The sequence below is a fragment of the Vibrio sp. A11 genome (assembly GCF_013048705.1).
Classification (GTDB): domain Bacteria; phylum Pseudomonadota; class Gammaproteobacteria; order Enterobacterales; family Vibrionaceae; genus Vibrio; species Vibrio metschnikovii.
Genome location: NZ_VHSI01000004.1, coordinates 51,403 through 76,797, shown reverse-complemented (window position 1 = coordinate 76,797; position 25,395 = coordinate 51,403). Strand labels below are relative to the sequence as shown.

Annotated in this window: 24 protein-coding genes; 6 read left to right on the top strand and 18 right to left on the bottom strand. The window is 44.5% G+C overall.

Annotated features, from left to right (window positions below; translation table 11 throughout):
• Positions 1-10 precede the first annotated feature (10 nt).
• From FKQ60_RS05890 to sdhC, 10 genes are all read right to left on the bottom strand, one after another.
• The gene (locus tag FKQ60_RS05890; protein WP_170906177.1) at positions 11-1,429 is read right to left on the bottom strand and encodes a Na+/H+ antiporter NhaC family protein; all 1,419 of its coding nucleotides are present in this window, start codon (positions 1,427-1,429) and stop codon (positions 11-13) included.
• On the bottom strand, positions 1,426-2,586 hold the full coding sequence (locus FKQ60_RS05885) for an aminotransferase class I/II-fold pyridoxal phosphate-dependent enzyme (RefSeq protein ID WP_161425575.1): 1,161 nt from the start codon (positions 2,584-2,586) through the stop codon (positions 1,426-1,428). The genes FKQ60_RS05890 and FKQ60_RS05885 overlap by 4 nt, the downstream gene beginning before the upstream one ends.
• 369 nt (positions 2,587-2,955) lie before the next feature.
• A complete protein-coding gene (sucD, locus tag FKQ60_RS05880; protein ID WP_004394800.1) occupies positions 2,956-3,828 on the bottom strand; it encodes a succinate--CoA ligase subunit alpha in 873 nt (290 codons plus the stop codon).
• Positions 3,828-4,994, bottom strand: a complete 1,167-nt coding sequence (gene sucC / locus FKQ60_RS05875) for an ADP-forming succinate--CoA ligase subunit beta (RefSeq protein WP_154170483.1) — start codon at positions 4,992-4,994, stop codon at positions 3,828-3,830. The genes sucD and sucC overlap by 1 nt, the downstream gene beginning before the upstream one ends.
• 172 nt (positions 4,995-5,166) lie before the next feature.
• Complete coding sequence (odhB, locus tag FKQ60_RS05870) at positions 5,167-6,375, bottom strand: 2-oxoglutarate dehydrogenase complex dihydrolipoyllysine-residue succinyltransferase (RefSeq protein ID WP_161425577.1); 1,209 nt, start codon at positions 6,373-6,375, stop codon at positions 5,167-5,169.
• 28 nt (positions 6,376-6,403) lie between these two features.
• Entirely contained in the window at positions 6,404-9,214 is a 2,811-nt protein-coding gene (sucA, locus tag FKQ60_RS05865) for a 2-oxoglutarate dehydrogenase E1 component (RefSeq protein ID WP_170904307.1), read from the bottom strand.
• Between the two features lie 85 nt (positions 9,215-9,299).
• Positions 9,300-10,010 carry a succinate dehydrogenase iron-sulfur subunit gene (locus FKQ60_RS05860; RefSeq protein ID WP_004394796.1) on the bottom strand — a complete coding sequence of 237 codons (711 nt, stop codon included), beginning with the start codon at positions 10,008-10,010 and terminating at the stop codon, positions 9,300-9,302.
• Positions 10,011-10,024: 14 nt separating this feature from the next.
• Positions 10,025-11,791 carry a succinate dehydrogenase flavoprotein subunit gene (gene sdhA / locus FKQ60_RS05855; protein WP_154170478.1) on the bottom strand — a complete coding sequence of 589 codons (1,767 nt, stop codon included), beginning with the start codon at positions 11,789-11,791 and terminating at the stop codon, positions 10,025-10,027.
• The gene (gene sdhD / locus FKQ60_RS05850; RefSeq protein ID WP_040904157.1) at positions 11,792-12,136 is read right to left on the bottom strand and encodes a succinate dehydrogenase, hydrophobic membrane anchor protein; all 345 of its coding nucleotides are present in this window, start codon (positions 12,134-12,136) and stop codon (positions 11,792-11,794) included.
• Positions 12,130-12,522 (bottom strand): succinate dehydrogenase cytochrome b556 subunit, encoded by a 393-nt coding sequence (gene sdhC / locus FKQ60_RS05845; RefSeq protein ID WP_040904155.1) that lies wholly within the window; start codon positions 12,520-12,522, stop codon positions 12,130-12,132. The genes sdhD and sdhC overlap by 7 nt, the downstream gene beginning before the upstream one ends.
• A 397-nt stretch (positions 12,523-12,919) precedes the next feature.
• Between sdhC and FKQ60_RS05840 the strand changes: the two genes are divergently transcribed.
• Positions 12,920-14,209, top strand: a complete 1,290-nt coding sequence (locus FKQ60_RS05840; RefSeq protein WP_115152656.1) for a citrate synthase — start codon at positions 12,920-12,922, stop codon at positions 14,207-14,209.
• A gap of 87 nt (positions 14,210-14,296) precedes the next feature.
• On the opposite strand, the gene FKQ60_RS05835 is transcribed toward FKQ60_RS05840, so the two are convergent.
• Entirely contained in the window at positions 14,297-15,055 is a 759-nt protein-coding gene (locus tag FKQ60_RS05835; protein WP_161438117.1) for a Nif3-like dinuclear metal center hexameric protein, read from the bottom strand.
• Positions 15,056-15,148: 93 nt separating this feature from the next.
• Between FKQ60_RS05835 and FKQ60_RS05830 the strand changes: the two genes are divergently transcribed.
• Positions 15,149-15,901 carry a DUF1853 family protein gene (locus FKQ60_RS05830; protein ID WP_170904306.1) on the top strand — a complete coding sequence of 251 codons (753 nt, stop codon included), beginning with the start codon at positions 15,149-15,151 and terminating at the stop codon, positions 15,899-15,901.
• A gap of 63 nt (positions 15,902-15,964) precedes the next feature.
• Here the strand turns inward: FKQ60_RS05830 and pgm are convergent, their stop codons facing one another.
• Both pgm and seqA read right to left on the bottom strand, forming a co-directional pair.
• Positions 15,965-17,611, bottom strand: a complete 1,647-nt coding sequence (pgm, locus tag FKQ60_RS05825; RefSeq protein WP_154170472.1) for a phosphoglucomutase (alpha-D-glucose-1,6-bisphosphate-dependent) — start codon at positions 17,609-17,611, stop codon at positions 15,965-15,967.
• 107 nt (positions 17,612-17,718) lie between these two features.
• The gene (gene seqA, locus FKQ60_RS05820) at positions 17,719-18,255 is read right to left on the bottom strand and encodes a replication initiation negative regulator SeqA (protein WP_004394790.1); all 537 of its coding nucleotides are present in this window, start codon (positions 18,253-18,255) and stop codon (positions 17,719-17,721) included.
• Between the two features lie 92 nt (positions 18,256-18,347).
• On the opposite strand from seqA, the gene FKQ60_RS05815 reads away from it, so the two are divergent.
• Both FKQ60_RS05815 and fldA read left to right on the top strand, forming a co-directional pair.
• A complete protein-coding gene (locus FKQ60_RS05815; protein WP_154170470.1) occupies positions 18,348-19,112 on the top strand; it encodes an alpha/beta fold hydrolase in 765 nt (254 codons plus the stop codon).
• A gap of 114 nt (positions 19,113-19,226) precedes the next feature.
• Positions 19,227-19,754, top strand: a complete 528-nt coding sequence (gene fldA, locus FKQ60_RS05810) for a flavodoxin FldA (protein WP_004394788.1) — start codon at positions 19,227-19,229, stop codon at positions 19,752-19,754.
• A gap of 66 nt (positions 19,755-19,820) precedes the next feature.
• Here fldA and FKQ60_RS05805 read toward each other — a convergent pair whose 3' ends face one another.
• Positions 19,821-20,516 carry an LrgB family protein gene (locus tag FKQ60_RS05805; protein WP_154170468.1) on the bottom strand — a complete coding sequence of 232 codons (696 nt, stop codon included), beginning with the start codon at positions 20,514-20,516 and terminating at the stop codon, positions 19,821-19,823.
• Positions 20,516-20,926, bottom strand: coding sequence for a CidA/LrgA family protein (locus tag FKQ60_RS05800; protein ID WP_154170466.1), 411 nt, complete (start codon positions 20,924-20,926; stop codon positions 20,516-20,518). Before FKQ60_RS05800 ends, FKQ60_RS05805 begins: the two co-directional genes overlap by 1 nt.
• Before the next feature lie 125 nt (positions 20,927-21,051).
• Here FKQ60_RS05800 and FKQ60_RS05795 point away from each other — a divergent pair, with 125 nt between their 5' ends.
• Positions 21,052-21,936 carry a LysR family transcriptional regulator gene (locus FKQ60_RS05795; protein WP_154170464.1) on the top strand — a complete coding sequence of 295 codons (885 nt, stop codon included), beginning with the start codon at positions 21,052-21,054 and terminating at the stop codon, positions 21,934-21,936.
• 6 nt (positions 21,937-21,942) lie between these two features.
• Here FKQ60_RS05795 and FKQ60_RS05790 read toward each other — a convergent pair whose 3' ends face one another.
• Entirely contained in the window at positions 21,943-22,452 is a 510-nt protein-coding gene (locus tag FKQ60_RS05790; protein ID WP_040904148.1) for a DUF4442 domain-containing protein, read from the bottom strand.
• 256 nt (positions 22,453-22,708) lie between these two features.
• Here FKQ60_RS05790 and fcrX point away from each other — a divergent pair, with 256 nt between their 5' ends.
• Positions 22,709-23,155: a ferric iron uptake transcriptional regulator FcrX gene (gene fcrX / locus FKQ60_RS05785; protein ID WP_004394784.1), complete on the top strand. Its 447-nt coding sequence runs from the start codon at positions 22,709-22,711 to the stop codon at positions 23,153-23,155.
• Between the two features lie 77 nt (positions 23,156-23,232).
• Here the strand turns inward: fcrX and FKQ60_RS05780 are convergent, their stop codons facing one another.
• Both FKQ60_RS05780 and FKQ60_RS05775 read right to left on the bottom strand, forming a co-directional pair.
• Entirely contained in the window at positions 23,233-24,246 is a 1,014-nt protein-coding gene (locus FKQ60_RS05780) for an aspartate-semialdehyde dehydrogenase (RefSeq protein WP_154170462.1), read from the bottom strand.
• Entirely contained in the window at positions 24,230-25,375 is a 1,146-nt protein-coding gene (locus FKQ60_RS05775; RefSeq protein WP_161438867.1) for a 4-phosphoerythronate dehydrogenase, read from the bottom strand. Before FKQ60_RS05775 ends, FKQ60_RS05780 begins: the two co-directional genes overlap by 17 nt.
• Positions 25,376-25,395: the final 20 nt, after the last annotated feature.

Genomic DNA, 25,395 nt, shown 5'->3' with positions numbered 1-25,395 from the left:
TATATTACCCCTACCAGCTACCTAAAAAGGCAAAAAGAACACAGCTTATCAAACCAATCACAAGGATATAAGGAAACTGGGTACGGATATGGTCAATATGGTCATTGCCCGTCGCCATAGAAGATACAATACCAGTATCACTGATCGGAGAGGTCATATCGCCAAATATCGCACCTGATATCGAAGCGCCAATCAATAAATGTGGGTCGAGATCGGCTGCAACACCAATTTGAATGCCAATCGGAATCATGATCGCAAATGTTCCCCATGACGTTCCAGTTGCCAGAGACATCACCGCCGCAATCAGAAATACAAACGCTGCCGAAAGCTCTGCAGGTAATACTCCATCAATCAATTGGGTAATGTATTGCCCGGTTTGCAAATCGGCAGATAAATCCCCGACCAAAAAAGCCAATGACATGATGGCTCCCAATGGGATCATATCCGAATATCCAGCGAGTAAGTGGCGAAAAAAAGCATCCAACGATAAAACTCGACCACCGACAAAATAAACCAGTGAAATCAAAGTACCCGCCATCACCGCCCAAAAGACAGCTGTCGATCCTGAGCCTGCGGTAATATTGCCATTTCCGGTAACCCATAATCCCAATGGAACCATAAAAATAATGGTCAGTAGTGGTACGATAAAATAGCTTGCTTTACCGTTAACAGTGACAGGTTCAACTTGTTGGTTACCAGCAATCGGTAAAGCACCTTGTCTCAATACTTGTCCTTGCAATGCCCGCTTGTCAGCCTTGGCCATCGGCCCCCAACTCACTCCCGAAAAAATATAAAACAGCACACCGAGTAACGATAACCACGCCATCAAGTTATAAGGCATCGAAGCAAGCAAGATAGAAAAAGGCTCCCCCTCTAAATAGCCTCGACTGATTTGTACGCCGATGATCGCCATCATTGCCGCCCCCCAGCCATTGATCATTACACTTGAACAGGTGGCCACACACGAAGATTGAATCACATAGGCCATTTTCTCGCGTGATACTCGATAATGATCGGCTAAGTCACGACTCACCGTTCCTGCTGACATTAAAGAAATTGAGCTTTCAATAAAAATAACCATGCTGGTTAACATGGCTAACAACTGTACCGCGATAGGGCTTTTGACCAGTTGGGCTCGCTCTGTTAATCCGTGAATAATCGCTTGCGTTCCCCCTGTAATTTGAATCAGCCGAATAATCCCCCCGACCATAAAGCAGAATAAAATGGTGCGAGTATTCCCTGCGCTAGCAAATACATTGATATAACTGTCTAATGCATCGGCAATACCGACTAAGGGGTTAAAACCAGCAATCACCGTATAACCAACCACAGCACCGATCAATAAAGACAAAATCACTTGCCGAGTCAGCACTGCTAGAGCAATCGTTACCAGCGGTGTCAATAATGTCCATACACCGTAATCCGTCATACGGGCTCCGCGGAAAGCGCATTAAGCAAATCAGCAATTAAGTCATCACTGTCTTCAATTCCTACCGATAAACGAAATGTAGTATCAAAAATCCCCATCGCTTGACGCTCTGTTTCACTCATCGAACCATGGGACATTGATGCCGAATGGTTGATCATACTTTCTACACCACCCAGTGATTCAGCCAAAATGAAATAACGTAATCGACTTAAAAAGCGTTGGCTATCTGTGCGATTACCTTTGAGTTGAATGGTAACGACGGCTCCTCCTGAACGCATTTGTGATTGGCATAATGCATAGTGAGGATGCGTTGCTAAACCTGGGTAATAGACTGCTTCTATCGCAGAATGACCACTGAGCGCTTGTGCTACTTTCAATGCATTATCACACTGACGCTGCATACGTAAATCGAGAGTTTTTAAGCCGCGTAAAGCAAGATAAGCATCGAAAGGTGACGCGATGGCGCCTACCGTTGTTTTGGCAAAATCTATCCGTTTCGCTAGCTCAGGATCTGCAGTAATCAACGCACCACCAATCATATCCGAATGACCACCAATGTATTTACTGGTCGATAGCATCACCAGATCGGCACCGAGAGTTAATGGCGTCTGATTCCAAGCGGTAGCAAAGGTATTATCAACGCAGGTCAATACACCATGACGACGGGCAAAAGCACACACTTGCTGGATATCCACCAGCTCTAATAATGGATTGGTTGGCGTTTCTATCCAAATCATCGCGGTATTGTCTTGCATCACCGATTCAATGGCAGCTAAGTCGTTCAAATCGACATAATCGACCGTTAAACCATTGTTATGCCTACGTAGTTTTTCAAATAAACGATGTGTACCACCATAAACACCACGCATGGCAATGATGTGCGCATTTTGAGTTAACAGTTCAAGCGCTAATGCGGTCGCTGCCATACCAGAAGCCGTTGCTGTCGCATAAGTTCCTTGCTCTAAGGCAGCAAGTGCACTTTCGTAAGCGTAACGCGTTGGATTTGCCACTCGTGAGTAGCCATAATCAGCAGACTGTTCGAGATCGGTTTGAATAAAACTACTCGCGGTGTAAATAGGGGGGAAGGCTGCATTGTGACCAGCATCATGCTGATCGCCACCATGGACTGCCAATGTAGCAAAGCTTGGTTTTTTCATGATTTCATCCACATAAGATTTGATGAGTTTTAAACAATACATTACTGATAATGCAAAAGAAGGCAGTGAAATTATTCTATTTGATAGCTCGTTCTAGCTCATAAAAAGGCATAGAGTTTCCAAATGAGACAAGAAGTAACATTGTATTACTTTTCTGCTCAGTGCAGAAAATAGAATTCGCTTCTATGTTATATCCTTACGATTGAAACGTCAGCGGTGTTGGCTATATTCGACACCGTTACCTTTAGCTATAAGGGCTCACTTACTTGCCGTCGACTCACTATTCCTAGTGGTTTGGGAATATTCTAAAAATAATAAAAAAGCCTCCGCAGCAGGGAGGCTCTATATAAGCAACGGAAGTTTACGTCTTTACCAACCGGTGACTTCACGTAACGCTTGACCAATATCCGCCAAACTTTTTACTGTTTTAACGCCTGCCGATTCTAGCGCAGCGAATTTCTCTTCTGCGGTGCCTTTACCACCAGAAATAATCGCACCAGCATGGCCCATCCGCTTACCCGGAGGTGCGGTCACACCGGCGATATAAGAAACAACAGGCTTAGTCACATGCTGTTTAATAAACGCAGCCGCTTCTTCTTCTGCTGTACCACCGATCTCACCGATCATAACAATCGCTTCCGTCTCAGGGTCGTCTTGGAACAGTTTCAGAATATCAATAAAGTTAGAACCAGGAATAGGGTCACCACCGATACCAACACAAGTTGATTGACCAAAACCTTCATCTGTTGTCTGCTTAACCGCTTCATAAGTTAAGGTACCTGAGCGAGATACAATGCCCACTTTGCCTTTCTTATGAATGTGTCCTGGCATGATACCAATCTTACACTCATCGGGAGTGATCACACCTGGGCAGTTTGGACCAATCATCCGTACCCCAGTTTGCTCCAACTTAACTTTAACATCGATCATGTCTATGGTCGGAATGCCTTCAGTAATGGTCACGATCAGCTCGATACCAGCATCAATGGCTTCTAAAATCGCGTCTTTACAAAACGGAGCAGGAACATAGATCACAGTGGCAGTTGCACCGGTCGCTTCAACCGCTTCACGTACGGTATTAAATACCGGTAGACCAAGATGAGTTTGACCGCCTTTACCTGGAGAAACACCACCCACCATTTGTGTGCCATAAGCTAGTGCTTGTTCAGAATGGAAAGTACCTTGACCACCCGTAAATCCTTGGCAAATGACTTTGGTGTCTTTGTTAATTAATACCGACATTATTTGCCCTCCGCAGCAGCAACAACTTTACGCGCAGCGTCAGTCAACGACTCTGCTGCAATGATATCTAAACCCGATTTTGCCAACACATCACGACCAAGTTCAGCGTTAGTCCCTTCAAGACGAACAACCACTGGCACTTCAACACCGACTTCTTTCACCGCGCCAATAATTCCTTCGGCAATCATGTCGCAGCGTACAATACCACCAAAAATATTCACCAATACGGCTTTAACATTGTCATCAGACAAAATGATCTTAAACGCTTCAGCCACACGCTCTTTGGTTGCGCCACCACCAACATCTAAGAAGTTAGCAGGTTTACCACCATGCAGATTAACAATATCCATGGTTCCCATCGCTAGGCCAGCACCGTTAACCATACAACCGACGTTGCCATCGAGAGCGACGTAGTTCAACTCCCACTGAGCGGCATGAGCCTCACGAGCATCTTCTTGAGTCGCATCGTGCATTTCACGCAATTTAGGCTGACGGTATAAAGCATTGGAGTCGATATTGATCTTGCCATCGAGACACAATAAGTTACCTTCACCGGTAATCACCAATGGGTTGATTTCTAGCAAAGCAAGATCATACTGCGTAAACATCTCGCTTAAGCCCATGAATATTTTTACAAACTGCTTAATTTGGTCACCTTGCAGACCAAGCTTAAATGCCAATTCACGACCTTGATAAGCTTGCGCACCGACTAATGGATCGATAGCCGCTTTATGGATAAGCTCTGGTGTTTCTTCTGCAACTTTCTCGATTTCTACTCCGCCTTCTGTTGAAGCCATAAACACGATTTTACGTGTCGCGCGGTCAACAACCGCGCCTAAGTAAAGCTCATTGGCGATACTTGATGCTTCTTCAACTAGGATTTTAGACACGGGCTGGCCATTAGCGTCCGTTTGATAAGTTACTAGGTTTTTACCAAGCCACTTTTGAGCAAAGGCTTTCACTGCATCTTTACTTTCATGCAGTTCGACTCCACCCGCTTTACCACGCCCACCGGCGTGAACCTGACACTTGACGACTTTCTTTACTGTACTAATCCGTCCTGCTGCTTCAAAGGCTTCTTGTGGGGTATCACAGGCATAACCTTCAGGGACTGGCAAACCGAATTCGGCAAATAGCTGTTTTGCTTGGTATTCATGCAAATTCATTGTGTTATTCCATTTATGTATTTTTATTCCATAGAGCCCAATACATGGTTGGACTTTACGTCTGTAGGGGTACTCTGAGTGAGTAGCCAAATGGCTTTAAACAAGGCCGGGCGTTGAGCTAGCCCGGCTTTTTACGAGTTAATGATGAGGACGAAGCCCTCACCGACTAACATTACACGTCTAGAAGCAGACGTGCAGGATCTTCAAGTAGCTCTTTGATTGTCACTAAGAAGCCAACCGACTCACGACCATCAATTAAACGGTGATCGTAAGACAGTGCGAGATACATCATTGGTAAGATTTCAACCTTACCATCAACCGCCATTGGGCGATCTTGGATTTTATGCATCCCCAAAATTGCCGCTTGTGGTGGGTTAATGATCGGCGTTGACATTAATGAACCAAACACACCACCGTTAGTGATGGTAAAATTACCGCCCGTTAACTCTTCCACGGTCAACTTACCATCACGGCCTTTCAGCGCTAGTTCTTTAATACCCTTTTCAATTTCCGCCAGACTGAGCATATCGCAATCTTTTAGAACTGGCGTCACTAAACCACGAGGGGTTGATACTGCCATACTGATGTCAAAATAATTATGATAAACAATGTCTTGACCATCAATTGATGCATTGACTTCAGGATAGCGTTTTAAGGCTTCAGTTACCGCTTTAACGTAGAAAGACATAAAACCAAGACGAATGCCGTGTTTTTTCTCAAACAGATCTTGATACTGTTTACGCAGTTCCATAATCGGCTTCATGTTGACTTCATTGAACGTCGTCAGCATCGCGGTACTGTTTTTCGCTTCTAACAGACGCTCAGCAACGCGTTTGCGTAAACGAGTCATTGGTACACGCTTTTCACTGCGAGCGGCCACTGGTAGTGGCGCACTTACTGGTTGTGCTGTTGGAGCTGCCGCTTGGTTTTTCGCTAAGTAGGCGTCGACATCTTCACGTGTAATGCGACCACCCACACCTGAACCTTTGACTTGATCGGGCTCTACATTATGCTCCGCCAGCAAACGGCGTACCGCTGGGCTTAACGCATCATTAGACTCTTCACTGAGTACGGCTTTATGGCGTTTATCCGGAGACGGCTCTGTCGATGCGGTCGAGTCTGCTGTTGGTTCACCAGCAACGGCACCTGGTTTAATTCGCGCCAGTAGCTGCTTAGACAGCACGGTGGCACCTTCTAACTCTAAAATCGACTCAAGTATCCCCGCTTCAGGAGCGGGTACTTCCAACACTACTTTGTCGGTTTCAATTTCAACCAGCACTTCATCACGAGCGACAGCATCACCTGGCTGTTTATGCCATGTCGCTACGGTGGCGTCTGCTACTGATTCAGGTAGATCTGGAACCAGAATTTCAACTGTCATATCGGTCTTTTCCTTTTACTTCTTGTTCTTAGGCTAGGGTCAAAGCGTCTTCAATTAACGCTTTCTGCTGTTTCAAGTGTACCGACATATAGCCCACCGCCGGTGATGCTGATGCTGGTCGACCCGCATATTTTAAATCCGCCCCTACAGGAATAGCGGCGCGGAAATTGTGTTGGCTACTGTACCAAGCGCCTTGGTTTTGTGGCTCTTCTTGACACCAGACATAATCAACGACATTGGTATAAGGTGCGATTGCCGCTTGTACTTCTTCAATCGGGAACGGATACAGTTGCTCGATACGAACAATAGCCACATCATCTTGCTGATTATTTCTGCGTTGCTCGAGCAAATCGTAATAGACCTTGCCAGAGCAGAAAACAACTCGCTTAACTTTTGCTGCATCCAACGGATCAATCTCACCAATCGCTGGTAAAAACGAACCGTTAGCCAACTCTTCCATACTTGAGGTACAAAGTGGATGACGTAGCAAAGATTTCGGTGACATGACAATCAATGGACGGCGCATTTTACGCACCACTTGACGACGTAGCATGTGATAAACCTGAGCTGGCGTTGAAGGAATCACCACCTGCATGTTTTGCTCCGCGCAAAGCTGTAAGTATCGCTCTAAACGCGCAGAAGAGTGCTCCGGTCCTTGACCTTCATAGCCGTGAGGTAACAACATGGTCAAGCCACACAATCGGCCCCACTTTTGTTCGCCTGAAGAGATAAACTGGTCAACGACAACTTGTGCACCATTAGCAAAGTCACCAAACTGCGCTTCCCAAATGGTTAAACCGCCAGGCTCCGCTGTTGCATAGCCATACTCAAAAGCCAATACTGCTTCTTCTGATAACACAGAATCGATGACTTCAAATGGACCTTGTTTGGTATGAATGTTCGCCAAAGGAACATAAGTGCTGGCATCGGCTTGATTATGTAAAACCGAGTGACGATGGAAGAATGTTCCACGACCAGAATCCTGACCAGAAATGCGAATACGTTTACCATCGTCAACCAATGTTGCATAGGCAAGAGTTTCAGCCATTCCCCAATCGAGCATTTTTTCACCAGAAACCATGCTCATTCGATCATGGTATATTTTCTCAACTCGACTTTGCAGCTTATGACTGTCTGGATACTGGCAAATTTTTTCTCCCAACTCTTTTAGGCGAACAAGAGGGAATTGATTGTCCCAATTTTCATTCCATTCACGATTAATATAGGGAGACCAGTCCACAGAATGCATGGTCATTGGTCGCCACTCTTTAACCACCACTTCACCATGATCCAGCGCATCACGGTACTCATTCACTAATTGAGTCGCGGTTTCTAAATCACACTCGTTGCGCTCAGTTAGAATGTCCGCATAAATTTTACGTGGCGTCGGATGCTTCTTAATTTTCTGATACATCAACGGCTGAGTCGCATTAGGCTCATCCGCTTCGTTATGGCCATGACGACGATAACAAACCAATTCAATCACTACATCACGCTTAAACTCATTACGGTAATCGAGCGCCATACGTGTAACAAAGGCAACCGCCTCTGGGTCATCCGAGTTAACATGAAGAATCGGAGCCTGAACCATCTTCGCAATATCAGTGCAGTACATGGTTGAGCGCGTATCGCGAGGATTGGAGGTGGTAAAACCGACTTGGTTATTGATAACAATTCGAACCGTTCCACCGACACAGTAGCCGCGAGCGAGAGACATGTTAAACGTCTCAGCAACGACACCTTGTCCAGCAATCGCTGAATCACCATGGATAGTAATTGGTAACACTCGACTCCCCTCAGAATCGCCTAGACGATCTTGACGAGCACGAACCGAACCAATCACCACCGGATTAACAATTTCTAGATGCGAAGGGTTAAATGCCAACGCTAGATGAACATCACCGCCAGGGGTTGCGAAGTCTGCAGAGAAACCTTGGTGATACTTAACATCACCGGTGCCCCACGTTTCATCATGCTTACCAGCAAACTCGTCAAACAGATCCTGCGGCTTTTTACCTAATACGTTAACCAACATATTCAGGCGTCCGCGGTGAGCCATACCGATTACCACTTCACGCATACCATGAGTACCCGCATGACGAATTAACTCTTTCATCATCGGAATTAACGCATCGCCACCTTCCAGTGAGAAACGTTTTGCGCCGGGGAATTTAGCGCCAAGATAACGCTCCAAACCTTCTGCAGCCGTTAATTCATCTAAGAACGTACGCTTTTCTTCTAAAGTGAAAGTCGGCTGACCTAATACAGGCTCTAGACGTTGTTGAATCCATCGTTTTTGCTCAGTATCAATGATGTGCATGTATTCCGCACCCACTGAGCCACAGTAGATTTTATTTAACGATTGGTAGATATCTTTCAACTTCATGGTATCCGCGCCAACGGCAAAAGAGCCGACGTTGAACGTTTCTTCCATGTCATCTTCAGTTAAGTTATGGAATGAGGGATCGAGTTCCGCCACTGGTGGGCGTTTCCATAAACCAAGAGGATCTAATTGGGCAGCTTCATGACCGCGGAAACGGTAAGCGTTAATAAGCTGTAGAACTTTTACTTGTTTTGCATCGACTTCAGGATCACTAACTTGGACATTGTAATGCTTTGTCTCTTGGGCAAGCCGACGGAAGTAGTCACGGACACGCGAGTGTGGTTGTTCAACCACATGATCAGGCTGCATAGGCAGACCATCAAAAACACGTTTCCACTCCTCACTCACCAGATCGGGATCACTTAGATACAGTTCGTAGAGATCTTCTACATAAGTTGCATTGGCGCCAGCCAAGTGTGAAGACTCGAGCCATGCCTTCATCACGCCGTTGTGCATTATTTTCCCTTAACCAGTAGTTTTCACGTTTGCTGCGGTCTATGCCGAGCTATAAAGGCAGGCCCGAAGGCCTGCAATTTTTCATCTAAACCGAGCGGTTGACCAACATCGACTTGATATGGCCAATTGCTTTTGTCGGGTTTAATCCCTTAGGACAAACACTTACACAATTCATGATGCCATGGCAACGAAAAACGCTAAATGCATCATCAAGATTTGACAAGCGCTCATCTGTTGCCGTATCGCGGCTATCAATTAGCCAACGATAAGCCGCCAACAATCCCGCCGGACCGATAAATTTATCCGGATTCCACCAAAAAGAGGGGCAAGACGTTGTACAACATGCACACATAATACATTCATACAATCCATCCAAATGTGCGCGATCTTCCGGTAACTGGAGATGCTCACGAGAAGGAGGAATTTCACCATCAGAAATCAAAAATGGTTTCACTTTGGCGTAGTTATCGTAGAACTGTGTCATGTCGACGATTAAATCACGCACAACCGGCAAGCCCGGCAATGGGCGAATAACTATTTTACTGCCTTTCAAAGCGGAAAGCGGGGTAATACAGGCTAAACCGTTTTTACCATTCATGTTCAAGCCATCAGAACCACACACACCTTCACGGCAAGAACGACGAAAAGCAATCGATGGGTCCTGTTCTTTCAGTAAGATCAGTGCATCGAGCACCATCATGTCTGAACCTTCTGCGACATCGAGCACATACTCTTTCATGTATGGCTTACTATCAACATCAGGATTGTAACGATACAAAGAGAAGTTAAGTTTCATAATTGAGTCCTCCCTTAGTATGTACGTGCTTTAGGTGGAAAAGCATCACGATGAATCGGCGTCATATTGACATCACGCTTATTCATTTGTTCGGTTTCTGGATCGTAAATCGAGTGGCACAACCAATTCGCATCATCACGTTCTGGATAATCAAAACGAGCATGCGCACCTCGGCTTTCCGTACGATAATTGGCTGCAACTGCGGTAGAAAACGCCGTTTCCATTAAGTTATCTAACTCTAAGCATTCGATACGCTGAGTATTAAATTCTTTTGATTTATCGGCCAAGTGTCCGTTTTTCAGACGTTCACGGATCACTTTTAACTCTTCAAGTCCGGTTGCCATCGCATCACCTTCACGGAATACCGAGAAGTTGTTTTGCATACAACGTTGCAGATCTTTACGAATTTGTACTGGGTCTTCGCCACCGGTACTGTTTTCCCAACGCATGGTTCGCGCTAATGACGCTTCAATATCTGACTCGGTTGCTGGGCGAGCTTCACTTTGTGCGGCTAGCGTTTCACCAAGGTGTAATCCTGTCGCGCGGCCAAAGACCACTAAATCTAATAATGAATTACCACCAAGACGATTTGCACCATGTACTGAAACCGAGGCAATTTCGCCACAAGCGAACAGACCTTGCACTTCAATATCTTTGCCGTTTCTATCTTGTTTGATGGCTTGACCAGAGACCTGAGTCGGTACTCCTCCCATCATATAATGACAAGTAGGAATGACAGGAATCGGCTCTTTAACCGGGTCAACATGGGCAAAAGTCCGAGACAATTCGCAAATACCTGGTAGACGGGATTCAAGAACATCTCGACCTAAATGGTCTAGTTTCAGCTTAATGTGTGGACCCCATGGGCCATCACAACCACGGCCTTCACGGATTTCAATCATCATTGAACGAGCAACCACATCACGGCCAGCCAAGTCTTTCGCATTAGGTGCATAGCGTTCCATGAAACGTTCACCATCTTTATTTAATAGATAGCCACCTTCTCCACGACACCCTTCTGTTACTAACACACCAGCGCCAGCAATCCCTGTTGGGTGGAATTGCCACATTTCCATATCTTGCATGGGTACACCAGCGCGTAAGGCCATGCCTACACCGTCACCAGTATTGATGTGCGCATTGGTCGTTGACGCATAAATTCGCCCAGCGCCGCCAGTAGCCAGTACCGTCGCTTTCGATTTAAAGTAGCAAATTTCACCACTTTCCATACACAACGCTGTACAACCTAACACCGCACCATCTTGGTTCTTCACTAGGTCCAGAGCATACCACTCGGAGAAAATCGTCGTTTTATACTTAATGTTCTGCTGATATAGGGTATGTAATAACGCATGACCCGTACGGTCAGCAGCAGCAGCGGTACGAGCAGCTTGCTCACCACCAAACTCTTTCGATTGGCCACCAAATGGGCGTTGATAAATCGAACCGTCTTCAAAACGAGAAAATGGCAACCCCATGCGCTCAAGTTCAATCACCGATTGAGGACCATTTTTACACATGTATTCAATCGCGTTCTGATCACCAATGTAATCTGAACCTTTGACGGTATCGTACATGTGCCACTGCCAATCGTCTTTGTGCGAGTTACCCAAAGCAACGGTAATGCCACCCTGAGCAGAAACCGTGTGTGAACGAGTTGGGAACACTTTAGACAACAAGGCGCAGGTTAGGCCTTGTTCAGAAATTTGAAGTGCAGCACGCATGCCTGCACCACCAGCACCGATAACCACGGCATCGAATTCACGAACAGGAATAGTCACTTACACACCCCACAGTACAAATAGGCCAGAGAAAAAGTATCCAAATAACACGGCAATAACGACCAATTGCAAAACACTACGTAACTTTGAGCACTTTACGTAATCGGTCAATACTTGCCAGAGCCCTATCCAACCATGAATCAGAATGCAAACTAAGGTCAACATGGTGAACACTTTAGTGAAAGTGCTAGAGAAAAATTGGGTCCATGTTAAATAGGTAATATCAGTGAAAGCACAAAACAATACTACGTAAAGGGTATAAAGAGTCATAATAATTGCAGTAGCACGAATTAAGAGATAATCGTGTACCCCATTACGACCAAATGAAGAAACATGCTTTACCATACTAATACCCCCGCTAGCACTGATAACACTAACGTGATTACCAATGATATCTTGGCACTCAATGCGCCACTTTCTAACTCTTCAAAATACCCCATATCCATAAGAAGATGACGTATACCACCGACAATATGATAGGCCAACGCCGTTAAGATGCCCCAAAGAACAAACTTGACGAAGAAGCCATTAACGATATGACTTGCCTCCATAAATCCCATTGGTGATGACAAAGAGAGGGACAGTAACCATAACAATATACCGACCGCCACAAACGTTATGATCCCAGCGATACGGTGCAGGATAGAAACGATGGCGGTGATCGGAAAGCGTATAGTCTGCAGATCTAGATTAACCGGTCTTGACTTTCTTTCTTTCACGGGCTTGCTCACTCAGCTCTAATTGAAGCATTTATAGTTATCAATGAAATTTGGCAACAAACCGACAAAACTTAACATTTAATCAACATATAAGCCAAGATAAGCCCACCTTAATTGTAAAATAAATGTTAACAACAAGGTTGAGTATTTTTACCTTGAATTGTTTTGAGCTTTGAATTTATAAGGTTTTTACCAAAATTTGCTACGCCTTTATACGGCTGGCAACATTATACAACAAATGATGTAACAAATTTTGCTACACAGAACAGATTTTTAACTTTATATGTATAAAAAATCAAAGTAAGTGCACACATCGGAGGAGAAAAATTGACTTTAATAACGATCGGACGTACAAGAATGACACACAAACATCCTGGACGGATTAAATAATAAACAAAGGAGATTGTCTATGGCAGATAAGAAAGCGACCCTTCACATTGAAGGTAAAGCGCCCATTGAGCTGCCGATTATGGATGGGACAATAGGTCCTCAAGTAATCGACGTTCGTCAATTAGGTTCAAATGGCTACTTTACTTTTGACCCGGGTTTTCTTGCCACTGCATCTTGTGAATCTCAAATCACTTATATCGATGGTGACAAAGGCATTTTGTTACATCGCGGCTTTTCTATCGAACAGTTAGCCAATAATGCTGATTATTTAGAAGTGTGTTACATCCTTCTTTATGGTGAAGCCCCTAACCGTGAACAATACGAAGAGTTTAAGAAAATCGTTACTCGCCATACCATGGTTCACGAGCAAATTGCTAGCTTCTTCCATGGTTTCCGCCGCGATGCACACCCAATGGCGGTGATGTGTGGGGTGGTAGGTGCGTTAGCGGCTTTCTATCACGATTCACTGGATATCAATAACGATACACACCGAGAAATTGCTGCTTATCGTTTATTATCAAAAATGCCAACCTTGGCTGCAATGTGTTACAAATACTCGATTGGTCAGCCATTTATCTATCCACGTAACGATTTAACCTACGCAGAAAACTTCCTGCACATGATGTTTGCTAATCCGTGTGAAGAATATGAAGTCAATCCTGTCGTCGCTCGTGCTATGGATAAAATCTTCACTTTGCATGCAGATCATGAGCAAAACGCATCAACATCAACCGTTCGTTTAGCCGGTTCTTCAGGTGCCAACCCCTTTGCCTGTATTGCCGCAGGTATCGCATCACTGTGGGGTCCAGCCCATGGCGGAGCCAACGAAGCTTGCTTACGCATGCTAGAGGAAATTGGCTCTGTCGATAAAATTCCTGAGTACGTCGCCCGAGCAAAAGATAAAGATGATCCGTTCCGCTTAATGGGCTTTGGTCATCGGGTGTACAAAAACTACGATCCACGTGCAACGGTGATGCGCGAAGCGTGTCATGATGTTCTTAAAGAACTCAATATTAGTGATCCGCTACTTGATGTAGCGATGGAGCTTGAGCGTATTGCGCTCTCTGACCCCTACTTTGTTGAGAAGAAACTCTACCCGAACGTTGATTTCTATTCTGGGATTATTCTCAAAGCCATCGGTATTCCAGTCTCCATGTTTACCGTTATCTTTGCCATGTCACGCACCATTGGCTGGATTGCGCACTGGAATGAAATGCATTCAGACGTCAACAACAAGATAGGCCGTCCTCGTCAGCTTTATACAGGTCAAAAACTTCGTGAGTTTGTGCCATTACATGAACGCCAATAAGTGAGGCACCAACTAGGCTAGCCTATCGTTCTTGCCTAGTTAATCAGTAACACAATAAAAAGCGAGATCGACTCTCGCTTTTTTTATTTATACCGGATTATCAATATCGATAAACTCAACAGAAAGGCCATGCGCTTTGCTCAACCACTCACCTAATGCTTTAACACCATAACGCTCGGTAGCATGATGGCCTGCAGCAAAATAATGAATATTTAATTCTCGTGCCGCATAAGTAGTTCGTTCAGAAATCTCACCCGAGATGAACGCATCCATTCCTTGCTGAGCAGCCAGTTCGATATAGTCTTGCCCGCCCCCCGTACACCAAGCGATCTTTTTAATCGGTTTATCCGTTTGCTCTGGAGCAATATGCAATGGCTGACGGTGAAGTACCGTTTGCAGATGCTGGGCAAACTCATCACCAGAGTAATGGCGATTGAGACAACCGTACATAGCGACAGATTGTGCATGCCCTTCTAGGCCGCCCTCCACTTCAATCCCAAGTAACTGAGCGAGCTGAGCGTTATTACCCAATTGCGGATGAATATCCAGCGGTAAATGATAGGCAAACAAATTAATGTCATGTTTAATCAGCTGTCGTAATCGCTGCCCTTTCATGCCACGAATCGCTTCTGGCTCGCCTTTCCAAAAATAACCATGATGGACAAGTAAAGCATCAGCTTGATGCTCAATGGCTTGTTCAATGAGCGCTTTCGACGCCGTCACTCCAGTAATGATTTTTTTTATCTCGGCTTTACCTTCCACTTGCAAGCCGTTAGGACAGTAATCTTTCACTAATTGTGGAGACAAGATCTCATTTAACAACGCTTCTAACTGTAAGTTGTTCATATTTCGTTCCATTACACTATTGTTATGACGTGTTTATAACAATTTCAGGCTAGAATGTCGAAAACGGAATGGTAACCGTAGATGGTGCTCACAATGGATATAAAACAGCTTATGCAATGGGTGGTAACCACTCCTCCACTCTTTCAAGGGTCAGAGCCAATAGTCTCTAAAGTTCCTTTCATTCAACCGTCTTATCAGCAGTGGCCAACTTATCAAGGTAATCAGCGACTGGGATTTATTTATCAATTTTTATGTCAACAACTATTCACTGCCACGCCTCGCTATAACGCCGTTTCAGAAGAGATTCAGCTAAATCAACAAGGCACAACGTTAGGTTCGATTGATTTTATTGCCAAAAACCGCAAAACAGAGCAATACGAACATTGGGAAGTGGCCGTTAAATTCTATCTTCTTCATCAAGGGAATTGGTATGGGCCCAATGCAGAAGATAGACTTGATCTCAAGTTAAATCATATGCTCAACCATCAACTTCCCCTTTCAAGCAACGAAGCGTTTTGTAAACATTATCCGTTATGGGCTAATGCGAAGCCCCATTTGCTCATGCAAGGTCGTCTTTATACTAACCCTTTTCAACCAGAACCCGTACCCAACGAATGTTTAGGCCACCCGCTCAATCCTTCTCAAATTCAGGGTCATTGGTGTTATCAACATCAACAGTCATTGATTGACGAGCCCTTGTATCGATTAGAAAAACCACAATGGTTAACGGGCCGAGATAAACAAAGCCCACGTTACCAAGGTGAAGACTTAGGTTTTGTTCATTGCCAAAGTCAGTCAGGAATATTTTGGTTTATTATGCCCAATGACTGGCCTGCCACCACATAATAAAAAACAGGCCATGAACGTTAATTCATGGCCTGTCTTAAGCTAAATTCGAGATATGATTAATTATAATCCCGCATTTTTAAAGACTTGATTAACAATCTCTTGCGCTTCATGCTCGATCTGTTTTAAATGCTCTGCACCTTTAAAACTCTCACAGTAGATTTTATAAATATCTTCTGTCCCTGATGGACGAGCCGCAAACCAACCGTAATCAGTTGTCACTTTTAAACCACCAATCGCAGCTCCATTACCTGGAGCATGGGTTAAACGGGCGGTGATCATATCTCCGGCTAAGGTTTGAGCGGTCACCATCTCGGCGGAAAGCTGACTCAAGATCGTTTTTTGAGGTCCATTGGCTACAGCTTGAATTCGGCTGTAGTGCGACTCACCATGTTTCGCTGCTAATTGATCGTAATATTGCTGAGGGTTTTTACCCGTCACCGCGGTTATTTCAGCCGCGAGTAGACATAAAATAATCCCATCTTTATCGGTTGACCAAGCGGTGCCATCTTGACGTAAGAAAGAAGCACCAGCACTCTCTTCTCCACCAAAACCAAAACGACCGTTATACAAGCCATCAACAAACCATTTAAATCCGACTGGCACTTCACACAATTTGCGGCCTAAATCCGCAACGACTTTATCAATCATCGCACTAGAAACAAGAGTTTTGCCCACAGCAACATCAGATTGCCAAGCAGAGCGGTGACGGTAAAGATAGTCAATACAAACCGCCAGAAAATGGTTAGGGTTCATTAAACCTTGTGGGGTAACAATCCCATGACGATCATAATCAGGGTCATTACCAAACGCTAAATCGTATTGGTCTTTCAGTGCTAATAAACCAGCCATCGCATAGGGAGATGAGCAATCCATACGCACCACGCCGTCTTTATCCAGTGACATAAATTGGAACGTAGGATCAATCGCTTCACTGACTAACGTTAAATCTAAATCGTACGTTTGAGCAATTTGTCGCCAATAATCAATTCCGCTGCCACCTAATGGGTCGACACCTATCTTCAGTTTGGCTTTCTGAATCGCGGCCATATCGACAACATTCACTAAGTCGTCAACATAAGGTTTCACTAAATCAACCTGCTTCAATAAAGGTGACTGCTTCGCTTCAACAATAGCCACGCGTTTCACCCCGCGCAAACCATCGGCAATTAGCTGATTAGCTCGATTTTCAATCGCTTTGGTAAGCTCACCTTCCGCGGGCCCACCATGAGTCGGATTGTATTTGATGCCGCCATCTTGAGGTGGGTTATGTGATGGGGTGATCACGATACCATCTGCTTTATCGGCATGTTGCAAGTTATAGGTCAAGATAGCATGAGAGATACCCGGCGTTGGCGTATAACCGTTATCCTGTTGAATAATGACTTCCACCTGATTGGCAATGAGCACTTCGAGCACACTGCTTAAGGCTGGTTCAGATAAAGCATGGGTATCTTTACCGACAAAAATAGGTCCGGTCGTACCCAGCTCTGTACGCAGATCAACGATCGCTTGCGCGATAGCTAAAATATGGTGTTCATTGAACGTGAATTTATCAGCCGACCCTCTATGGCCGGAAGTACCAAATTCAACCTTATGCTGCGGGTTATTCGCATCGGGTTGTAAAAGGTAGTAATGAGAAACTAAAGCCGGAATATTATGTAAATCTTGTTGCTGTGCTTTTTGTCCTGCACGAGGGTGCATAGCCATAATGACATCCTTTTAAAAATAATAATCAATAAAAAACCTCATAATACGCATTTTTACATGCCCAGTATGAGGTTCTAGTCAGACTTTTCGCTGCTGATCGTGCCACGTTAAATAGACAAGGTCACTTTTTCAATAATATCCGCAGGGAAATTCATTTTCAGCATCACTTGCTCAACCATTTGCTGTTTACGGCTGGTATTGTTGTTCGTGATAACCCATAACGGCGTATTTGGAATCGCTTTTGGTTTCGTCGTTTGCCCGTTCGCGAGCAACGTCGCTTCATTGTCGGCAAAATAAACTCGCTTGCGTCCCTTAACGATCATGGCATCTGAGAAGCTCGCCGGATCGATACGATAGAGTGTGGATAGGACTAACATAAAACGATCAACGGCTTTTTTCAGTGCAGAATATTCATCTGAAATCAGTAACTCGCGCATCGCCTTAACGCTATCAACTTTTGTCTCTTGAGCCGCATCTTTACTGACCACTAACCCTTTAGGAGCAGTGATAGCAGGCATCGCCGAAAAACGCTGACTATCAACCTTCAATAAGCGACGTAAAATATCGGAAGCGCTCTCACCAATATGTAGGGTTTGACTGGCAATATAACGGTATAGATCTTCATCAACCTCAATTGTTTTCATTCGCTTTTCACAATCTCTATGTTTAAACTCTGAGGGATTATAGCGAGATCTTTACCGATACTCTACGTTAAACCCATTACTAATAAGATAAAATGTCAGCACTGCTTAATTACAAACTAGAAGGTGAGGGTCACACCGTCGTTCTGATCCATGGTTTATTTGGTAATTTAGACAATTTAGGGCTACTCGCAAGAGATCTGAAACACGATCATCAAGTGCTGAGTATTGACCTACGTAACCATGGACAATCGTTTCACGCTTCAGAACATAACTACGCGTTAATGGCGCGCGATGTCGATCAACTGCTCACCGAGTTGGCTATCACTCAAGCGACAATCATTGGTCACTCCATGGGCGGTAAAGTAGCTATGAAATTAGCCGATCTTGCCCCCGATATCGTTCAACGGTTAATCGTGCTAGACATGGCCCCCGTTGCCTATAGCGTGCATCGTCATCAACAGGTGATTGATGGTCTCGATGCAGTGTTAGAACAAAAACCATCCTCTCGCAGTGAAGTGATGACCCTTTTAGCCCAGCATATCGATCAGGAAGGCGTTCGCCAATTTCTGGGGAAATCCTTGGTCAACCAAGATAGCGTCATGACTTGGCGATTTAATGTACCTGCAATTAAAGCCAACTACTGGAATATTCTTGGTTGGGAACCGATTGCCTGTAACTCAACCCCTACCTTATTTATTAAAGGGGCAGATTCAAACTATTTAATGGCAGAGCATCAACCCGCTATCCAGCAACAATTTAGCCATGCCAAAGCACATGTTATCGCCAATACTGGCCACTGGTTACATGCTGAAAAACCAGCAGAAGTACTCCGTGCGATTCGTAAGTTTATCGCCTAAAGCGCTTAATCCATAACAAGTTAAGGGAAATTTGAAAGTCAATAGGTGGATTAACTTTAACAAATAACAGTGGTATAGTTCGCGCAAGCAGATTGATTTAAAGGTAAAGACTCTATGGCAAGTGTAGGTATCTTTTTTGGTAGCGATACAGGTAACACCGAAGCTATTGCAAAAATGATTCAAAAACAACTCGGCAAACAACTGGTTCACGTACAAGATATCGCGAAAAGTAGTAAAGAAGATATTGATAACTTTGATCTTTTACTGCTTGGCATCCCCACTTGGTACTATGGTGAAGCACAGTGTGATTGGGATGATTTCTTCCCTGAATTAGAAGCCATTGATTTTTCGACGAAACTCGTGGCTATTTTTGGCTGTGGTGATCAAGAAGACTACGCAGAGTATTTCTGTGATGCTATGGGCACCGTTCGAGACATCATCCAAGCCAAAGGCGCAACGATTATTGGTCATTGGCCAACGGAAGGTTATGAATTTGAAGCGTCTAAAGCATTAGTCGATGATAATCATTTTGTTGGTCTATGCATTGATGAAGACCGTCAACCAGAGTTGACCGAGCAACGTGTGACCGCTTGGGTTCAGCAAGTATACGAAGAAATGTGCTTAGCTGAGCTAGAAGACTAAACCAGCAACCGCCCTCACTTGGGCGGTTTCTTTTAACACAAACTCTTTATGAATTATTGGATCTATTTACCACAATAGCTGGCCTAAAAAGGGCGCAATCAGTACCGTTACCATACCGGCTATCATCATGACGACACTCGATACCACCCCTTCTGCATTTCCCATTTGATACGCTTTCGCGGTGCCTGCACCATGGGCAGAAGCTCCTAAGCTCGCCCCACGCCCAAATCGAGAACGAATCGATAAGAAAGTTAATATACTTTCACCAACCGCCATTCCAATAACACCCGTGAGTACCACAAACAGGGCCGTTAAGTCACTTTCACCGCCAATGGCACGTGTTGCTTCCACCGCAAAAGGGGTCGTTATCGAGCGCATGGCTAAGCTACGCTGCAGTAACTCTGGTAATTCAAACCAGCGTGCCAGCAAGACGGTACTGCTCACAGCCACAATCACTGAAACCACCACACCAACCGATAATGACAACCAATGACGACGAATTAAAAGCCGATTATCGTACACAGGAATCGCAAAGGCGACGGTGGCAGGCCCAAGTAACCATAATAGCCAGCGAGACTCTTCCATATACGATGGATAAGGAATATCCATACCAATAACAATCAGCACCAACAGTAATGGGGCCAGCAATAAAGGCATCAAAAAAATTGTTCGTTTGCGCTGATAGAGCATTTTACAGACGTAATAGAGTACTAAAGTCAGTACCAAACACGTCATGCCGAGTAATGAGACCGAGTGCAACATTATAAGGCTCCCGATAACTTATTACTTTTTCGGCGCGCTAATGTAAGCTCCAAGCGGTATAATTTATCCACGACCCACGCAGTCACCGCTATCACTAAAACCGTACTCAGCACTAATACTAAGATAATTCGTCCGCCCTGTTCACGCACCAGCGGCTGATAATTGACCACGGCAACGACCGCCGGAACAAAAAACAGTAACATTTCTGCTAAAAGCCAAGCCGCACCTCGTCGCAGCCATTCAACATTAACAATCTTACTGAATACCAACGTCAGCAATAACAGCATACCAGTAAGATTGGCAGGGATAGGCAAGTGTAAGTAATTAACCAAACGATCGGCGATTACCCATATCAAACCTAACGCAACAATTTGCCCAATGGTCAGCAAAACAGTTTCAATCTTCCTCATGGCATCATTCGCTCATTGTGTGAAATTAATCACAGTATAGAGAGCATTAAAATTTCATAAAATGAATTTTTATTATAAAAATTATGCCAATATGGAATCAATCGAACACAGAGAACCGCTTTCTTATGGATATTAAAGCCCTACGCTATTTTGTTGAACTCATCAATCAACAGAGCTTTACCCGTGCCTCGGAGAAACTTTTTGTTACCCAACCGACGATCAGTAAAATGATCCGTAGCCTTGAACAAGAAATTGGTCAGCCATTACTCCATCGTCAAGGCCATCGATTTTGGCTAACCGATGCAGGACACATTGTGTATTTACGTGCACAAGAGATTTTGACTCACTTTACTCAGCTAGAAGCTGAACTGATCGATCTTAACCAGCTCCAAGGAGGGCAACTGCGTCTAGGTATTCCTCCTATGGTGGGGCATCTTTATGCTGGCTTGATCAGACAATATCGACAAACCTACCCAGCCGTAGAAATGACGATCGTCGAGTATGGCGGGAGAAAAATAGAACAAGCGGTACTTGATGGAGAATTGGATGTTGCCATTACGATGCTATCGCGCCACGCAGAGCAACATCTCAGCACTTTAGTATTAGACAGTTACCCAATTTATGCTGTATTACCGCAAACCATGCCTTGGACTGCCATGACAACGATTGATTGGCCATCACTCAAAGAAGCGCCTTTTTATCTTTACACTGAAGAGTTTACTCTTAGTGACTATGTCCATCAGCAATGTCTAGCACATGGATTTACCCCACAAATTGCGGCGCGAAGTAGTCAATGGGATTTTCTCGTTGCGCTTGTAAAAAGTGGCATCGGAGTCGCCTTTTTACCCGAGCCACTCTGCTTAAGAATCCAAAATGAAGGCGTTTTAATTAAGCCGCTCAATCCCAGTATTGATTGGACATTAAGTGTTATTTGGCATAGTGAACGTTACGTCTCTCGCACTGCAGAAGCTTGGATACAACTTTGTCATACTCATCCATCGTCTCGCTGAACACCATTATGCAGCGTTATCGGTTTGATAATCACTCTCTTGACGATACTTAGGCTTTTTACGAACATACAACTTACGATGCACTTCAGAAACCACATCACCCTGTTTGTCTTTGACGTGAATAATAAATTCAGGAAAGCATTTATCGCCATTTGCCGTCGCCACTAATATCGCATCCAGTTGAGCTTGAGAAATCAAAAACTCAGCATACAAATCACTGTGTCCCGGCTTAATGAAATTAATGCTCGCCTCTTTATCCCAAACATAATACTGGCGACCTAAAATCCCCATCAGCATTAATGAATATACGGGGTCCGTTAAAGAGAAGATGCTGCCACCATATTGGGAACGATTGGCATTTTTATTCCACCAACGAAGCTTTAAACGCAATCTAGCTTCACGAAAGTCTTCGCTGATTGACTCGATTTTTATCCCAGATCCCCAAAAAGGTGGCCAACTATTTAATGCCCACTTCACAATATTAGGTTTATACAACTTCTCAAGTGTTTTATTCATGCTATCCGTGCCTTAGACTCTATCTCATCTTCACTGATCGTGATGCTCAATGAGCACCTCACTCAGCGAAGCTACACACAAGTTAATGTTGCATAATTGTAACTGGTCAGATCAGATTTCTCCGTGATGAAACTCGATTTTGTAGTAATTACAGTAACCCTTTGAAGTTCGTGGTTTATTGTTTTAATCGAGTGGCCTATAATGTGGAACAACATTGACCTCTGTTTACGACTGCAGATCATCAACGGGAAAGTATATGTCAGACAATAACCAAGCGCTAAAGGATGCAGGTCTTAAAGTAACCCTTCCACGGCTAAAGATTTTAGAAGTATTGCAGCAGCCTGAGTGCCAACATATTAGTGCTGAGGAGCTGTACAAAAAGCTGATTGATCTCGGTGAAGAGATCGGCCTTGCGACCGTTTATCGCGTGTTAAACCAATTTGATGACGCTGGTATCGTGACTCGTCATCATTTTGAAGGTGGAAAATCAGTTTTCGAACTCTCAACCCAACACCATCATGACCATCTCGTCTGTCTTGATTGTGGCGAAGTGATTGAGTTTTCTGACGAGGTAATCGAACAGCGTCAAAAAGAGATCGCTGCGCGTTACAATGTTCAGCTAACTAATCACAGTTTATATCTTTATGGCAAATGTGCTGATGGCGGTTGCAAGAACAACCCTTCCGCGCATAAAGCTCGATAAGATAACCAAAAAAACCACCGCAAGGTGGTTTTTTGTTCACTCAATATCGACGAGGGTATCGATAACGCCGCGACTATTTACAGATAATCTCGGATCAACACTTCCGCAATCTGTACCGCGTTGGTTGCCGCCCCTTTACGAACATTGTCTGCCACCACCCACAAATTAATTCCGCTATGATGGCTAATATCATTACGGATGCGTCCAACCAACACCGTATCTTTACCACCGGAATCACGCACCTGAGTCGGGTAGTCTTGCCCTTGGAAAACTTCAATCCCTGCCGTTTGTTCCAATAAGCTGATGACTTGCTCGGCATCAATTGGGCTACGAGTCTCAATATGCAATGCTTCGGCATGACCATAAAATACCGGGACGCGAACACAGGTTGGATTAACCATGATCGAAGGATCATTGAAGATTTTTTGGGTTTCCCATACCATCTTCATCTCTTCTTTAGTGTAACCATTATCCATAAACTGATCGATTTGCGGGATACAGTTAAAGGCAATTTGCTGACTAAAAGCATGCGTCTCAGCTGGAATGCCACTCAATAGTTTTGCAGTTTGTCCTGCTAGCTCATCAATTCCTGCTTTACCGGCTCCAGATACAGACTGGTAAGTCGTGACATTAATACGCTCGATCCCAACCGCATCATAAATGGGTTTTAACGCCACCAACATTTGAATGGTGGAACAATTTGGGTTAGCAATGATGTTGCGGTTACGAAACTCGGCAATCGCCTGTGGATTGACTTCTGGAACCACTAAAGGGATATCGTAGTCATAACGAAAATGAGAGGTGTTATCTATAACGATTACACCCGCCTCGGCAGCGATCGGTGCCCAATGAGCAGAAAGCTCACCACCTGCCGAAAAAAGCGCAATATGCACCGAGGACCAATCAAACTCTTCAACATTTTGTACTCGTACGGTTTTTCCATTAAAGCGATAGGTTTTCCCTTCACTACGTTCACTCGCGAGTAAAAAAAGTTCACCAACAGGAAATTTACGCTCTTGCAATACTTCCAGCATGGTTTCACCGACCGCACCCGTTGCACCGAAAATCGCAACATTAAATTCTTGGCTCATTTGTAACCTCTATTGTAAATCCGAGTTGCGCTAGCGGTTCTAATTGACACGATGCCTCACCCACTAGCTTAATTGCGCTATATTCACGCCTATCCCAATACTGTTTGCGCATTTTATCAAACGCGTCAGGTTGATGTATTTGACGACGAAACAAAGCATCGTCTCGTCGAACATCATAAATAAGTTGCGTTAAGTTGAGCAACGTTGCTTCATCCCAAGCACGATTCAGAACCACTTCAGGTACAGGAGCCGTCGGCAATAAACTGGATGGATTAGCCCAATGCGCTTGACCTAAAAACTCACAGTATTGGTTAAACACCATGGTGGTACCGCGTGCTTTCCCTTCCAAGCCATAACCAGCAACATGAGGCGTCGCAAACGCTAACAACGGCAGGAGCTCTAAATCCACCTGCGGTTCAAATTCGAACACGTCTAAGGCCGCGGTAAAACCATCGCCTTGTCGTAAACGAGCTTTTAATGCGTCATTGTCGACGACTGGACCTCGCGCGGCATTAATCAAAATTTGATCACCTCGTAAACCAGCCAACACCTGCTCATTAATTAAATGGTGAGTAGGCCACTCACCTTGCTGGGTGATCGGCGTATGCAAGGTAATCACATCCGCTTCAGTTAATAGTTGCTCCAGTGGTGTAAATGCTCGCGTATCCCCTTGTGCTTGCTTGGGTGGATCATTGATCAAAACGTTGAGTCCTAACCCAGTCAAACAATGGGCTAAGTAGCTACCGACTTGGCCTGCACCAATAATACCAATCGTTTTATCAAAAATAGAGAAACCTTGCTGCTGAGAAAGCACCATTAAAACACTAAACACATACTCTGCAACGCCGACTTTATTGCAGCCTGGCGCTGCGGTAAAAAATATCCCTCGCTCAGCCAATAGCGCTTGATCAACATGATCCATTCCAGCCGTTGCCGTACCGACAAAAGCCAATCGATTCGCTTTACTTAATAGAGCAGCATCTACTTTTGTCACCGAACGAATCATTAACGCATCAATGTCGATCAAATCGTCAGCGGTTAATGTGCGACCTGGTTTAAGAATTACCTCACCGAGCTGACTAAACAGCTGCTCAGCGTAAGGCATATTTTCGTCGATCAAGATTTTCATAGCCGAATTCACACTATTGG